The organism is Nocardioides marmorisolisilvae (assembly GCF_003725775.1).
Lineage (GTDB): Bacteria > Actinomycetota > Actinomycetes > Propionibacteriales > Nocardioidaceae > Marmoricola > Marmoricola marmorisolisilvae.
Genome location: NZ_RJSG01000002.1, coordinates 1569854 through 1584790, shown reverse-complemented (window position 1 = coordinate 1584790; position 14937 = coordinate 1569854). Strand labels below are relative to the sequence as shown.

Here is a 14937-nt window from a genome sequence, read left to right as displayed (position 1 = left end):
CTACAACGTATGACGTATGGTCGTACACCCCCACGGCGCGGAGCCCTCGCGGTCGTCCTGGGCGGCAGCGTGGCGGGGTTGTGCTCGGCTGCGGCGGTTGCGCCGTTCTTCGACGAGGTGGTCGTCCTCGAGCGGGACGAGCTGCCAGCCGGTCCGGAGCACCGCCGAGGGACACCGCAGAGTCGGCACCCGCACTTCCTGCTCAATGCCGGTCGGTCGGCGATCGAGAACCTGCTGCCGGGCACGACCAAGGAGCTGCTCGCGGCAGGTGCCCGGGAGTTCGACCCGGCGCTGCTGACGGCCTACTGCGAACCGCACGGCTGGGCCCCTCGAAAGCCCGGCCCACTCACGATGCTGTACACCTCGCGCATCCTGCTGGAACACGTTCTGCGAGAGCAGGTGGCCGGGCTGGTCAATGTGCGCGTCGTGGAACGTGCCGACGTCGAAGGCCTGAGGTTCACCACGGACGGTTCATCGAAGCGCGTCGACGGTGTCGGCTACTCGGTGCAGAGCGAAGCGGCGCTGCTCGACGTGGACCTGGTTGTCGACGCCCTGGGACGGGGCTCCGGGGTGCCGCGCTGGGTGGGCGACGCCGTTGGCACGCCCGTTCCCGAGCAGACTCTGAACGCCAAGGTGATGTACTCCTCGCGCTGGTACCAACCGCCGAGCGGGAAGGAGCGTCCTGTCGAGTGGTGGTGGGAGCACCTCGCCCTGCTGCCGCTGCCCGCGGCGGCGCGTGAAGAGGACGACTACATGGCGACGATCTTCCCGGTCGAGGGTGGTCGCTGGATCGCGTTCCTCGGGTCCTGGGGCCACGACATGCCGACCACCCCGGAGGAGTTCGAGCACCGGGCAGCGAACCTGCGCACGCCGCTGTTCCTCGAGGCGATCCGTGCCTCCGAGCCGCTCTCGGACATCCACGTCACCCGGGCGACCGCGAACATCTGGCGACGTTACGACCGTTATGACGCACTGCCGCTCGGCCTGGTCAGCGTCGGTGACGCGGCCTGCGCCTTCAACCCGCTGTACGGACAGGGAATGTCGGCCGCCGCTGTGAGTGCGCAGCTGCTTGGCGAGGCGATCCGGGACCACGCCGACATCGACCGCGCCATGGTTTCCCAGTACCACCGGCGGCAGGCGGCGTTCCTCGACATCCCGTGGTCGCTGGCGGTCACCCGCGACCAGGTCTACGACCACGCGACCGGCACCGAGACGCTGCCGGACGGTCTGCGGAAGCGGCTGCTGAACCGCCTGACCTGGCCTGTCTTCGGACTGATCTCCCAGTCCTCACGGGAGGACGACGTGATCGCGGCCGAGTTCAGCGCCGTGTTCAACCTGGAGCAGAGCATGACCGGGATGCTCCGGCGGCCGCGGGTGCTGGCTGGGCTGCTGTTCTACGCGATCAAGCGGGCGACCGGGCGCACCCGCCTCCCGGCGTACCCCGGACCGCGATCCGCTCCGCCGGCCACCATCCACTCGCCCACGGCGGATAGGCTCGCCCGATGAGGACGCACGGCTGGGGTGGTCGACCGCCGAGCGACGACGCCGAGGCCCGTGACCGGATCATCGTCGCGGCCAAGGCGGTGCTCGATCGCTACGGCCCGGAGAAGACGACCCTCGCCGATGTCGCGAGCGATCTAGGCGTCACCCGGCAGACGGTGTACCGGTACTTCAAGAACACCGAGGACCTGCTCCGCGCTGCTGCGCTCTCGTCGGCTGCTGAGTTCCTGGACCGCCTCGTCGCCCATGTCGATGACCTCGACGATCCGGCGGACATCCTGGCCGAGGCGATGGTCTGGACGCTGGACCGGCTTCCCAAGGAGCGCTACCTCGGCGTGCTGCTCGCTGTCGGTCACGATGACGCGATGGTCCGCGGGATCACCTCCGAGCCGGCGCGCACGCTGGGTGGTGCGATCCTCGACCGCTTCCCGATCGACTGGTCGGCGCTCGGGATCGACGACTCCGATCGGGCCGAGCTCGCCGAGGTGATGCTGCGACTGCTGGTCTCGTTCGTACGGGATCCCGGAGATCCGGCGCGCTCGGGTCCGGACCTGCGTGCCTTCCTGCGTCGCTGGGTCGGCGCCATGCTGGTGACGGGCGCTCGTACCGGTGCTTGAGACTGGTGCTCCTGGAGGGCCGACGACTCCCGACCTGACCGACCTCGACCTGTTTGACGACGGCTTTCCGCACGAGGTGTTCGCGGACCTGCGTCGCGAGACTCCGCTCTTCTGGCATCCGCCCACCGAGCACACTCCGGACGGTGTCGGATTCTGGGTGGTCACCACCCACGAGCTCGCCCGCGAGGTCGCTGCCGATCCCGGCCTCTACTCGTCCGCTGCCGCGCCTGGACAGGAGGGTGGCGGGACCCTGATCGAGGACCTGCCCGTCGGGCTCGGCCCCGGGGTGCTGCTGAACATGAGCGACGACCCGCGGCACTCGCAGTTCCGCAAGCTGTTGACCCCGAGCGTGCTGCCGAAGGCGCTGCGCACGATCGAGGACGATCTCCGGTCGAGGTCGCGCAGTATCGTCGATGACGCGCTCGAGAAGGGGGAGTGCGATTTCGTTCTCGACGTGGCCGCTGAGCTTCCGCTCCAAGCGGTGTCCCAGCTCATCGGCGTCCCGCAGGAGGATCGGCACCGCCTGTTCGGGTGGGCCAACGCCACCCTCGACTACGACGGTCGTGAGCTCGGCCAGGCCACCGAGCGGAGCATGCAGGCCGCTGCTGAGATGTACGCCTACGGGGCTGAGCTCCTGGCCAGCAAACGAGAGAGTCCTGGTTCGGACCTGATCTCGGTGGTTGCCCAAGCGACCATCGACGGCCAGCCGCTGTCGGAGTTCGAGATCCAGATGCTGTTCAACCTGCTGATGGCTGCGGGCAGCGAGACGACCCGCAACTCGATCACCCTGGGGCTCCTCGGCATCCTGGCCCACGAGGGGATGTGGCAGCGGTTGGCGGAGGACCCGTCCCTGGTTCCCGGGGCTGTGGAGGAGATGCTGCGCTTCGCGTCCTCGACCCCGTACAACCGGCGTTCGGCGACCCGCACGCACCACCTGGGCGGCGAGACGATCGCAGCGGGGGACAAGGTGACGGTCTGGTGGGCGTCGGCCAACCGGGACGAAGCAGTGTTCGCCCGGCCCGACGTCTTCGATCCGACCCGCAACCCGAACCCTCACCTCGCGTTCGGCCGCGGCGGGCACTTCTGCCTCGGCGCTCCGCTCGCTCGGCTCGAGATGACCCTGGTGCTCGAAGCACTCCTGGAGTCGGTCGAGCGCATCGAGCAGACCGGTCCGGTCGAGTACAGCCGTAGCAACAAGCATTCCGGGGTACGCCGGATGCCGGTCAGGATGGTGAAACGAGATGACTGACTCAGTCGCCCACCGCTACGTCGCGGCGATCAACGCCCAGGCTGCCGACGACCTGATGGCGCTGTTCGCGGACGACGCCGTGCTGCTGCACCCGGTGGGACAGTTCGAGGGCAAGGACGCGATCGGTGGGTTCTACCGGGACATCGTGTTCCTCGGTCAGGCTCGGACCGAGATCGTCAACCACTACGCGCTCGACGGTGTCGAGATCGCAGTCCTCGAGGCGACCAGCCCGCTGGACCCGAACGCTCGAAGTGTCCACGCCGCTGACGTGTTCGCCCTGAACACCGCCGGAACGATCACCCAGCTGGAGATCTTCTACCGCTGACTTCAGCGAAGAGCGGTTCTCAGGTGCGCGTGGCTACGACCGAGGAACTCAGTCCAGAATATTGCAGCGCACAATGCTCGCTTCCTGCTGGCTCGGCCCGCGTCATCGCACAGCGTTCAGGCGTTTAGAGTTCGCGCCTACCTGGACTGACGTCCAATTCGCCCTAGGGCCGTTTGTGCAGGTCGAGAGCCTGTAGAGGCTGGTTCTCGCCGACACGCTAACCGTTACAGGGCTTCTGGTCCTGTGAGCGCGCGGCGTTAGTTGACGAAGTTGACCGGCGACGAGGTGACCTCGCGCCAGGCGAGGTATTTCGCGCAGGCTTCAGACAAAGAGATGGGTTCGGTCTTGCGGTTCTGTTCCCGCAGGCAGGGGTTGTCGAGCCGACCTGGACACGGACCGCCGGCCAGCGGTACTGATCTTGCTAGACCAGTCTCATTATCAAGGGCAGATCAGGTGACATGTGTGCGAGCGTGTCCAAGCGTCGAACTGCTCGACGGCTTTCATTCTCGGAGGTGGATGTCTCGTGGCACCAATTGATCGTCGAACTCTATTTCGGACCGGGGCAGTCATGAAGCTCGCCAACGTGCCGAAGTTCACCGGAATTCTCTTCTTGTCGCTCGTGTCGGCAGTGCTTGTTGGGGTCGTCAGCCCTCCGGCTGGTGCGGAGGCGACCCGGAGTCGATCCCTGCCGTCACCGACGTACGCCCAAGCCACGAAGGACCCCGACTGGATTGAGACGCCGTCCGGCTTGGTCAACAAGAGTTGCGTCCACAGGGTCCCGCCTGGTGCCACCGTGGCAGCGGACGGCAGCATTATCGATGGGGATGTGGTCACACGGGTCAAGCGATGCCCCTACGCGGGACCGGTTCGCCCAGCCAACTCGCCAAAGTCCGCCCGTCCCGATGCCCGGACGCCTTCGACTGGCGGTTGGTGGATCGACAGTTGGTGGCACCACAGTTGGCTCAGCGGCATTAGTGCGAACTGGAGCGTGCCCTCAGCCCCAACCGACCGGGTAGACCAAACTCTGTTTTTCTTCCCGTCCTTGGAGACTGAAACAGCCAAGAGCATCGTTCAACCGGTACTTCAATGGGGCGCATCTGCGGCGGGCGGCGGGCAATACTGGTCGATCGGCTCGTGGTACGTAACCGGGAATTCCTCCTACTACTCGACCCTCAGCCGGGCCTACTCGGGCGACAGCCTCACGGGCAAGGTCGCTCTGGGTACCTGCGCCAGTGATGGAGGCAATTGCGAGGGATACATCCATTTGTGGGATAACACGCGCGGATACGGGACCAGCTTGGACGTGAGCACGCCAGCAGCATGGACAAATGCCCAGAGCGGCGTCATGGAGAACTACGGCGTTTCGTCGTGCACGATGCTGCCGGCAAGCGGCTGGATCCAGTTCTCCTCCGTCGTCGTTACCAACGGGGCGTACCAGCAAGTTGATCCGAGCTTCTATCTCGACAGAGCGAGTGGGTCCTGCAATTCTCGAGGATCGCTTACCCAGACAACCATGAATATCGCTTGGAACTAGCGGGCGCCGACCGAGGTCGCGCCGCGCAGCGCCCCTGCCTACTTTGCTTCGGCAGGGGCGCTGCCTAGTCAGATCGCACTATGGAACCGTTCTGTCACCGCTGACAACCGTGTCTCGAGCCCCGTGGTAACCCGAGACGCCAAGGGTTCGTTCACGTCCGGCCTACCGCTCCAGGGTTGACTGCGTGCAGTCTCCGAGGGGCGCTGCTCTCCGCGTGACTCGACAGCTCCAGCCTTATCTGTGCCCGCGGCGACGTTTCGTGGGCGAGACCGGCGACGAACCTCGACTGAGCCGGGTTCCGACCCAGCGACGTTCGCAGGCTGCCTGCCTGTGACCGAGTCCACGCCGTAGGTGTGCCCTGCGCGGTCGTCCCCTCTGGTGCTTCGTGTGAGCGTGGGTGGTCCGGGCACGGCGAACGCCACCACGTCCGGGCGACAGGACGAGGCTGGTTTGGGCGATGGATCCGGAGGAACGGTCAGTCAGGCCACTGACGCGTCTCGAGCGTGAGATCTTGCTGTTCGAGGCGACCTGGCGCACGACCCGAGGTCGACCGTCGGACCGGAAGACCGTGATCCGGCAGCGGTTCGGGATGGGCGTGCCGGCGTACATCGACATCCTCGACGGGGCGTTGGAACACCCCGAAGCCGAGGGGCTGGCCCCAGCCGTGCTGCGTCGGCGACGAGGGATGCTCCACAAGTCCCGCAGGTCCGTCGCGCCGCCAGAAGAGCCGGGGGACCAGCAGGCGGACGGCGCATGACGCCTGACCACCGTTCCGGTGCGCGCCCCAGGAGGTGCGCGGCCCGACCCCCGTCGTGCAATGGGTTCACACCGATTGCCGGGCCGCGCTGACGGCAGATCCTGGGAGAAACCGGCCGTCGCGGCGGAACGCAGGGTGGGGGGAGCGCTCCGCCAACCTGGATCAACGCTGTCGTTGGTGCCCGGTTACGAGTGCGGCGGAGTGTTCTAGAGCACTCGTTCGGGTTTCGCCAGAAGTGCTGACATCCCGGCACAACGCGTGTCATCCTTTACTCCGAACCCCGTGGTGACCCGAGACGCCACGGGGTTCTTTCATGCCCGGAAGCGGCGGTGCGAAAAGGCGGTGCTCGGTCGAGCCCCGCCGTGATTTGCTGGCCCGATGCGCTTCACCACGTACGCCGACCTCTTCAGGAACCCGGCTGTACGTCGCATCCTCATCCTCGGTCTGATCATCCGGATCCCGCTCTGGGCCGGCAACATCGTGCTGACCCTGCACGTCGTCCAGCACCTCGACCGCTCCTACACCCAGGCCGGCATCCTCGAGATGGTCTACTCGCTCGCGCTGGCGATCAGCGGCCCGTGGCGTGGCCGTCGCCTGGACCGGGTGGGGCTGCGGACCTCCTTGATCCCGTCGCTGGTCGTGATGACCGCCTGCTGGCTGGTCGCTCCCTGGGTCGGGTACTGGCCGCTGCTGATCCTCGTGGGCGTCGTCGGCCTGTTCATGATCCCCGGGTTCTCGATCGTGAGGCAGGTGCTGATCGGCGCTGTCCCCGACGAGCAGCGCACGGCCGTGCTCTCGGTCGACTCGGTCGTCGTGGAGTTCTCGTTCATGATCGGCCCGATCCTCGGCGTCCTCGCCGCGGTCTACCTGCCGACCCCGGTCGCGCTGCTGATCTGCCAGCTCGCCTGCGTCGTCGGCGGCGTGGTGCTCTGGATCGCCAACCCGTCCCTGGGCATCGACAAGGCGGACACAGACGCAGCGGCCGGCGCCCGCGTCCGGGACTGGCTGACTCCCGCGGTGGTCGCGATCCTGCTGATCTGCGCCACCGCGACGGTGATCCTGACCGGTGAGGACCTCGGCATCGTCGCCGCCATGCGCGAGATGGGCCACACCAGCTCGATCGGGTGGGTCCTCGCCCTGTGGGGCGGCGGCTCGGCCGTCGGAGGCATCGTTTACGGAGCGCTGCACCGGCACCCGCCGGCCGGAGTGCTGCTGGCCCTCCTGGCGGCCTCGACAGCGTTGGTGGCGCTGAGCCACGGGCGGCCGATGTTCGTGCTGCTGCTCTTCATCTCCGGCGTCTTCTGCGCCCCGACGATCACCGCGACCATCGACGACCTGTCCCGGGCCGTCCCGGCAGGTGTGCGCGGCGAAGCGATGGGCTGGCACGGGTCGGCGCTGACCCTCGGCGGAGCCATCGGCGCGCCGGTCATCGGTGCGGCCATCGACAACAACGGCTGGCAGGGCGGGTTCGAGCTCGCCGGTGCCATCGGGTTCGCCAGCGCGGTCCTCGGTCTGATCGCCGCCACCCAGCGCCGACGCGCGGGGGAGGCCGACGAGGAGCTGGCGCCGGAGGGCGTGGAGCGGGCCTTCGACCCCTCGGTCTGAGCGCCTGGGTCCGGCCGGAAAAGCAGACCGCCCGGGCTGCTTCTCAGCAGGCCGGGCGATCGGATGTCGTGCGCCCCCCAAAGTCGTCGACGGGTCCAGGACCCGGCGGCGTCAGTGTGATCCCCGAAAACCGTTGAGAAGGCGGGAACGGTGGACCGGTTGCACCACAGGTGTGACGGTAGTGAATCTGTGAGCCAATTGGCGACGAAGTCATCTGATGTACAAATTCTGGTCTGGACAGGTCGCGCCTCCCCGGTATCTGTTACCCGGGTTCCTACTCTGGGTAGCCAGGAAGCGATTCCTGCGACCAAGGAGAACCGACATGGGCCTCACCATCGGCATCGTGCTCATCATTCTCGGGTTCACCCAGCTGCACCGCACGCTCTCGGAGCCACGCTCACCGCGCTGACGCACCCGGCGCGTACGCCGGAGTTCCTGCGGTTCCTGTCTGGATACAGGCACCGCCTCGTCGACATGTCCTGATCGGGGGTTACAGGGCACGGACGAGGCGGTACGCAGTGGCGCGCTGGGGGGAGTCGCGCCGCTTCGACCTTATCGACCCAAACGGGCTGAATCATCCTCAATCGGGGCCGATCGGGTGTGGGCTCGGCCACCTTCGGCGTTAGCGTCGGCCTGGGAAAGGGAAGCGCCCCGCAGCCTGGCGTACAGGCGGTGCGGGGCGCTGGGCGAGCTTCGCGTAAGGGGACGCGGCGGCTCGGTTCCTCCCTGTGCCCAGACTAGTAGCGGCGTTATGCGGGGTCACTAGGCCAAAGGCCCCGTCCTGGCGGCCAAAGGTCCCTGGTCAGCCCTGGGCTTGGTCTTTGGCCCCCACCCCCGGCACCTCAGGTGCCCTGGGCTTGGTCCTTTGCCCCCACCCCCGGCACCTCAGGTGCCTTGGGCTTGGTCCTTTGCCCATCGATAGTCGGCCTTGCCGCTCGGCGACCGCTTGATCTCGGTCCGCCGCACGATCGCCTTGGGCAGCTTGTACCGGGCCACGTGCTTGGCAGCCTCGTCCAGCAGCTCCTCGTCGCTCGGGTCGGCCCCGGCGCGCACAGCGACGATCGCGATGACCTCGCTGCCCCAGCGCTCGGAGGGGCGGCCGGCCACGACGACGTCGGCGATGTCCGGGTGCGCCGCGATCGCGCGCTCCACCTCCTCGGCGAAGATCTTCTCCCCGCCGGAGTTGATCGTCACCGCGTCACGCCCCAGGAGCCGGATCCGACCGTCCTCGAGCAGCTCGGCGCGGTCGCCCGGGACCGAGTAGCGGACCCCGTCGATGACCGGGAAGGTGGCAGCGGTCTTGGCGGCATCGCCGAGGTAACCCAGCGGCACCAGGCCTCGGCGGGCGAGCCAACCGCCGCCCTCGCCCGGCTCGAGCAAGCGGGTGCGGTCGTCGTCGACGACCCCGGTGTCGGGCTCGGGGTTGAACACCGCCGTCTCGGCCTCCGCGCCGGCCATCGAGTAGTGGTTCATCTGGATGCCGGTCTCGGAGGAGCCGACGGCGTCCAGGATCAGGATGTTCGGCAGCGCCTCGTGGATGCGGTGCCGGACGCCGGGGGTGATCGGGGCGCCGCCGTTGTTGATCGCCGCCAGGCCGGACAGGTCGTAGTCGCCGCGCTCGATCTCGTCGATCAGCGGCCGCGCCATCGCATCGCCGACGACCGGGATGCTCATCACGCCCTCGCGCTCGGTGGTGCGCAGCCAGTCGGCGGCGTCCATGCTCCTGATGTTGTCCGGGAGAACGACCTTGCCGCCGCCGGTGAACATGTGGAAGGTCGACCATTGCGCAGCGCCGTGCATGAACGGGGCCGTCATCAGCAGTCGGATGCCCCCGTTCGCATTGCGCGCGGCCTCCGCGATCTCCTCGTAGGAGGTGAACGGGTCCGGCGAGCCGAACGGACGGCCGCCCATGGCGGCGACGTACACGTCGTGCTGGCGCCAGATGACGCCCTTGGGCATCCCGGTCGTCCCACCGGTGTAGAGCAGGAACGCGTCCTCGCCGAGGGCCTCGGGCAGCGGGACCGGGGGAGTGCCGACGATCGTCTCGTAGTCCACGGCGCCGGGCAGCAGCTCGTTGCCGGAGTCGTCGGCGACCTGGATCAGATGGGTCAGGGTCGGCACCTGGTCGAGGATCGCGGCCATCCTCGGGGCGAACTCGGCGTGGAAGAACACGGCCTTCGCGCCGGCGTCGTTGAGGAGGTAGACGAGCTCCTCCTCGACGTACATGTAGTTGATGTTGAACGAGGCGGCCCTGGCCCGGTACGCCGCGATCATGGCCTCGGGGTACTCGTTGCCGTTGCGCAGGTACAGGCCGACGGTGTCCTGGCCGATCTCGTGGCCCGCGAGCCCGCTGCGTGCGGTGGTGCGACCCAGGCCGAGGCCGGCGAGGTGGTGCGCGACCCCGTCGATGCGGGCGTCCATCTGGCCGTAGGTGAGCCGGCGGTCGCGCCAGATCAGCGCCTCCTGGTCCGGGACCGCGGCGGCGACGGTGGCGAAGACCCGAGAGAGGTTGAACTCCACCACGTCGTTCACCAACCCTCGGGCAGGTTGGTGAAGTCGGGTTCGCGGCCCTCGGCGAACGCGGTCAGGGCCTCGAGGTTGGCCGGTCCGCCCATCAGCTCGGCGAACGCAGCGTTCTCACGCTCGCGCGCAGCCGCGATCTCGGCCCGCACCGGCTCGACCATCGTCCGCTTGACGGCGATCAGGCTGGAGATCGGGCGGGCAGCGAGGAGCTCGGCGTGCTTCCGTGCGGTGGGCAGGAGGTCGTCGGGCTCGCAGACCTTCCAGACCAGGCCCATCTCGTGTGCCTCGGCCGCACCGACCCACTCGGCGGAGAGGAGCATCCAGGCGGCGTTCTGGCGGCCGAGCAGCTGCGGGAACAGATAGCTCGACGCCGCCTCGGGAGCCACGCCGAGGCTGGTGAACGGGCACTTGAGCTTCGCCGTGGTCGACATGAAGGCGAGGTCGGCGAACCCGAGGATGGTGGCGCCGATGCCCAGGCCGAGCCCGTTGACCGCGCAGACCAGCGGCTTGGGGAACGCCACCAGGGCGTCGATCAGGCCGAGGAACCCGTGCTTGCCGCGCGCGAAGTCCGGGTTGGTGGCGAGCTGGTGCATCTCGAGCAGGTCGGTTCCGGCGCTGAACGCGCGTCCGTTGCCGGTGAGCAGCACCACCGCGACGGTGGGGTCCGCGGCAGCGTCGAGGAGAGCCTCCGCGGTCGCGTCGTACAGGGCCTCGTTGAAGGCGTTCAGCGCGTCGGGCCGGTCCAGGGTCAGGGTGCGGACCCGGTTCTCGTCGTGGATGAGGAGGCTCATGCGCCGATACTAGAACGCGTTTCAGTTCTTGGGCAGGAGTCCGGACCACGTGTTGGACACCTGTCCAGTTTCTGGGGATCGAGTCAGGGCAACGACACCAGCACGACGGATGCAGCGCAGAACGCCAGGCCGACCGCCTGCGCCCGGTGCACGTGCTCGCGGAGCAGGCCGACCGCGAAGATCACGGTGAAGGCCGGGTAGAGCGAGGTGATCACCGCCGCGATGCTCAGCAGGCCGTGACTGTTGGCCAGGGCGAAGAACAGAACCGCGAGGCTGGCCAGTCCGCCGGCGAGCAGGCCACCGAGGTCGACGCGGTTCCGGGGGACCAGGCTGCCGCCGACGGCCAGAGCGACGACGACCAGCGAGAGCACGGACACCGTGTTCGTAGCGACGAGCGGCCAGTAGCCGGCTTCCTCGGTCGGAACCTGCCCGAGCGCGGCGAACAGGAGTCCGAAGCCGAGCCCGGCGAAGATGCCGTCGAGCAGGCCGCTGGACCCGGACGGCGCCGCATCGTCCTCACGGGACACGAGCCAGATGCCCGGCAGGGCGAGCGCAATGCCGATCCAGCTGGCGATAGGCGGGCGTTCGCCCGTCGCGACCCCGGCGACCAGCGGCACCACCACGGCGCCGACCGCTGAGACCGGGGCGACCACTCCCATCCGGCCTGAGGCCAGGCCCCGGTACAGAAACGCGGTGCCCGAGCCGCTGCCGACGCCTGCGAGCAGCGCCCACGCGAAGTCGTGGCCGGTGGGGTCACCGGAGGTGAAGGTGGCGATCACGACCGAGCCGAAGGTCGCCCCGACGCAGGCCAGCAGGCCGACCGGCCAGACCGACGTACGCCGGGAGAAGACCCCGCCGAGGAAGTCGGAGAGGCCGTAGAAGAAGGCGGCGACCAACGCCAGCGCCACCGTCATATCGCGATGGCGCCGATCAGCCAGGTCACGGCGGCCAGCGACGCGAAGGTGAGCTCGATGAGCATGCCCAGCCCGACCGCCTTGAGTGCCTCCACGGTGGCCGGCCAAGCCCGGTCGCGGCCGGTCCGCTCGAGCTCAGCCAGGTAGATGCCGAGCACGAAACCGAGCGGCAGCCCGACGACCGGAACCACGAAGAAGCCGACGATGCCGAGCACCCCGCCGATCAGCAGGGTCCGGTTCGGGATCCCGCTGCGCTGCAGCCGCCGTCCGGGCACCAGGTACTTCACCACCACGCCGACCGCCAGCAACGCGGTCGCGATCGCGGCGACCAGCCAGCCGCCGCTCTCGCCGACGACCGCGGCCCAGACGAGGACAGCGGCCAGCACGAGCGCGCTCCCGGGCAGCATCGGGATCAGCACGCCGACCAGGCCGACCGCGATGGCCAGAGCGATCAGCAGGTCCAGGAGGAGCATGGGAGGAGTCTCCTACGAAAAGGCAGATGCCCCGGTCGCAGACCGGGGCACCGTGCTGACGTCAGCGAGTGGTCAGTGCTCGTCGTCCGTGGCGATGGTCGGAGTGTCGGCCAGCTTCTCGGTCTCGTCGTGCACGTAGGCCGCGATCTCACGGAGCTTGTCGCCGTGCTCGCGGGCGTGGTGGGCGCAGAAGAGGAGCTCGCCGCCGGACTTGAGCGATACGCGCAGGTAAGCCTGGGCGCCACAACGGTCGCAACGGTCCACCGCGGTCAGCGGGGTCTCACTAGGGGCAGTCGCAGTGTTCACGTTCGCCTCTCTCTCTTCGGCAGTTCCCTGGTTCCAACTCGGGAGTCGAGGGAGAAGTTCCCCCGCCCCGGACTGTTACCGGGCTCAACATCGAATCACGCCATTTGCTTCCCGCCCGACCCATTTTCAGCGCCTGAGACGAGTGGGTGGATTGAGTGTGACTCACCCCACGTCCTCATCATCGGCATCTAGGCCGCCGTGTTGCGGGGAATTTGTCAGATCGATACCTAGTAGATTTTTCGGTACCGCACCCGGCCCTGCCCAGATTGAGGAAAGTCCGATCGACAACACGTACAACGCGCAGCACCTCCTGGTCCTCGAAGGCCTCGAGGCGGTGCGCAAGCGGCCCGGCATGTACATCGGCTCGACCGACACCCGGGGCCTGATGCACTGCCTCTGGGAGATCATCGACAACGGCGTGGACGAGGCCCTCGCGGGCGCGGCCACCAAGGTCGAGGTGATCCTGCACCCGGACGGTTCCGTCGAGGTCCACGACAACGGTCGCGGCATCCCGACCGACAAGGAGCCCAAGACCGGGCTCCCCGGCGTCGAGGTGGTGGCCACCAAGCTGCACGCCGGCGGCAAGTTCGGCGGCGGTTCCTACGTGGCCACCGGCGGTCTGCACGGCGTCGGCCTCTCGGTGGTCAACGCGCTCTCGGCCCGGATGGACATCGACGTCGAGCGCTCGCCGTCGGTGCAGGGAATGAGCTTCCAGCGCGGCGTACCGGGCGTCTTCAAGGGCGACGGCCCGACGGTGGACTTCAAGGCCTCCTCGGGGCTGTCCCGCAAGGGCGCCCGGGTGGCCAAGGGCAAGACCGGCACCCGGATCCGGTTCTGGCCGGACCGGCAGATCTTCACCAAGGACGCCAAGTTCGAGCTGGACGGGCTGATCGGGCGCGCCCGGCAGACCTCGTTCATCGTGCCCGGCCTCGAGCTGGTCATCCGTGACGACCGCGGCGACGTCCCGGTGGTGGAGAGCTTCAAGCACGCCGGTGGCATCTCGGAGTTCGCCGAGTTCCTCTCCGAGGGCGAGCCGGTCACCGACGTCCTCCGCCTCCAGGGCGCGGAGACCTTCACCGAGACCGTGCCGCTGCTCGACGACAAGGGCCACATGACCCCCCAGGACGTCGAGCGCGAGCTGACCGTCGACGTCGCCGTGCGCTGGAGCGTCGGGTACGAGAGCGAGATGCGTTCCTACGTGAACGTGATCGCCACTCCGAAGGGCGGCACCCACGTCTCCGGCTTCGAGGCCGCGCTGACCAAGACCTTCAACGACGCGATGCGCGCCGGACGGGTGCTCAAGGTCAACGACGCCGACGTCGTCAAGGACGACGTGCTCGAGGGCATGACAGCGGTCGTCACCGTGCGCCTGGCCGAGCCGCAGTTCGAGGGTCAGACCAAGGAGATCCTCGGTACGCCGGCAGCACGTGGCATCGTCCGCAAGGTCGTCGCGGCGGAGCTGAAGAAGTTCCTCACCTCGACCAAGCGCGCCGAGAAGGCCCAGGCCAAGCTCGTGATGGAGAAGGTCGCCGGAGCGGCCAAGACCCGGATCGTCGCCCGCCAGCAGCGCGACACCCAGCGTCGCAAGAACGCGTTGGAGTCCTCCGCCCTGCCGGCCAAGCTCGCCGACTGCCGCTCCAGCGACGTGGAGAAGTCCGAGCTGTTCATCGTCGAGGGTGATTCGGCACTCGGAACCGCGAAGCTGGCCCGGAACTCGGAGTTCCAGGCGCTGCTGCCGATCCGCGGCAAGATCCTGAACGTCCAGAAGGCCCAGGTCGCCGACGTCCTCAAGAACACCGAGTGCGCCTCGATCATCCAGGTCGTCGGCGCCGGCTCGGGACGCACCTTCGACATCGACGCCGCCCGCTACGGCCGGATCATCTTCATGGCTGACGCGGACTCCGACGGCGCGCACATCCGCTGCCTGCTGGCCACCCTGTTCTTCAAGTACATGCCCGACCTGGTCACCCAGGGGCGGGTCTACACCGCCGTCCCGCCGCTGCACCGGATCGAGCTCTCCAACCCCAAGAAGGGGATGGAGAAGTACGTCTACACCTACTCCGACCCGGAGCTGCAGCGGAAGCTGGCCGAGCTGACCAAGAAGGGCATCCGCTGGAAGGACCCGGTGCAGCGCTACAAGGGTCTGGGCGAGATGGACGCCGACCAGCTGGCCGAGACCACGATGGACCCGCGGCACCGGACCCTGCGCAAGCTGACCGTCGACGATGCCGCGGCCGCCTCGGATGTCTTCGAGTTGTTGATGGGGTCGGAGGTCGCACCGCGCAAGGACTTCATCGTCGCGGGTGCCTACGAGGTCGACCAGGACACGATCGACGCCTAGCG

General features: G+C 68.1%; 13 protein-coding genes. 8 read left to right on the top strand and 5 right to left on the bottom strand.

Annotated features, from left to right (window positions below):
- Positions 1 to 9 precede the first annotated feature (9 nt).
- The 7 genes from EFL95_RS11765 (at position 10) to EFL95_RS11740 (ending at position 7587) form a co-directional block, all read left to right on the top strand.
- On the top strand, positions 10 to 1506 hold the full coding sequence (locus EFL95_RS11765; protein ID WP_123234141.1) for an NAD(P)/FAD-dependent oxidoreductase: 1497 nt from the start codon (positions 10 to 12) through the stop codon (positions 1504 to 1506).
- Positions 1503 to 2117, top strand: coding sequence for a TetR/AcrR family transcriptional regulator (locus EFL95_RS11760; RefSeq protein ID WP_123234140.1), 615 nt, complete (start codon positions 1503 to 1505; stop codon positions 2115 to 2117). Before EFL95_RS11765 ends, EFL95_RS11760 begins: the two co-directional genes overlap by 4 nt.
- On the top strand, positions 2110 to 3366 hold the full coding sequence (locus EFL95_RS11755) for a cytochrome P450 (RefSeq protein ID WP_123234139.1): 1257 nt from the start codon (positions 2110 to 2112) through the stop codon (positions 3364 to 3366). Before EFL95_RS11760 ends, EFL95_RS11755 begins: the two co-directional genes overlap by 8 nt.
- Positions 3359 to 3691, top strand: a complete 333-nt coding sequence (locus EFL95_RS11750; protein ID WP_123234138.1) for a nuclear transport factor 2 family protein — start codon at positions 3359 to 3361, stop codon at positions 3689 to 3691. Before EFL95_RS11755 ends, EFL95_RS11750 begins: the two co-directional genes overlap by 8 nt.
- A 568-nt stretch (positions 3692 to 4259) precedes the next feature.
- Positions 4260 to 5225 carry a hypothetical protein gene (locus tag EFL95_RS19240; RefSeq protein WP_148045034.1) on the top strand — a complete coding sequence of 322 codons (966 nt, stop codon included), beginning with the start codon at positions 4260 to 4262 and terminating at the stop codon, positions 5223 to 5225.
- Positions 5226 to 5682: 457 nt separating this feature from the next.
- Positions 5683 to 5982, top strand: a complete 300-nt coding sequence (locus EFL95_RS11745; protein ID WP_123234137.1) for a DUF3263 domain-containing protein — start codon at positions 5683 to 5685, stop codon at positions 5980 to 5982.
- Positions 5983 to 6360: 378 nt separating this feature from the next.
- On the top strand, positions 6361 to 7587 hold the full coding sequence (locus EFL95_RS11740; protein ID WP_123234136.1) for an MFS transporter: 1227 nt from the start codon (positions 6361 to 6363) through the stop codon (positions 7585 to 7587).
- Between the two features lie 885 nt (positions 7588 to 8472).
- Here EFL95_RS11740 and EFL95_RS11735 read toward each other — a convergent pair.
- The 5 genes from EFL95_RS11735 to EFL95_RS11715 all read right to left on the bottom strand — a co-directional run bounded on the left by EFL95_RS11735 (position 8473) and on the right by EFL95_RS11715 (position 12594).
- Positions 8473 to 10119: an acyl-CoA synthetase gene (locus tag EFL95_RS11735; protein WP_123234135.1), complete on the bottom strand. Its 1647-nt coding sequence runs from the start codon at positions 10117 to 10119 to the stop codon at positions 8473 to 8475.
- Entirely contained in the window at positions 10116 to 10901 is a 786-nt protein-coding gene (locus EFL95_RS11730; RefSeq protein ID WP_123234134.1) for an enoyl-CoA hydratase/isomerase family protein, read from the bottom strand. The genes EFL95_RS11735 and EFL95_RS11730 overlap by 4 nt, the downstream gene beginning before the upstream one ends.
- Before the next feature lie 83 nt (positions 10902 to 10984).
- Positions 10985 to 11815 (bottom strand): EamA family transporter, encoded by an 831-nt coding sequence (locus EFL95_RS11725; RefSeq protein ID WP_123234133.1) that lies wholly within the window; start codon positions 11813 to 11815, stop codon positions 10985 to 10987.
- The gene (locus tag EFL95_RS11720) at positions 11812 to 12288 is read right to left on the bottom strand and encodes a DUF456 domain-containing protein (protein WP_123234132.1); all 477 of its coding nucleotides are present in this window, start codon (positions 12286 to 12288) and stop codon (positions 11812 to 11814) included. Before EFL95_RS11720 ends, EFL95_RS11725 begins: the two co-directional genes overlap by 4 nt.
- Positions 12289 to 12360: 72 nt before the next feature.
- A complete protein-coding gene (locus tag EFL95_RS11715) occupies positions 12361 to 12594 on the bottom strand; it encodes a DUF7455 domain-containing protein (RefSeq protein ID WP_123234131.1) in 234 nt (77 codons plus the stop codon).
- Between the two features lie 265 nt (positions 12595 to 12859).
- On the opposite strand from EFL95_RS11715, the gene EFL95_RS11710 reads away from it, so the two are divergent.
- The gene (locus EFL95_RS11710) at positions 12860 to 14935 is read left to right on the top strand and encodes a DNA gyrase/topoisomerase IV subunit B (RefSeq protein ID WP_123234941.1); all 2076 of its coding nucleotides are present in this window, start codon (positions 12860 to 12862) and stop codon (positions 14933 to 14935) included.
- The last annotated feature ends 2 nt before the right edge of the window (positions 14936 to 14937 follow it).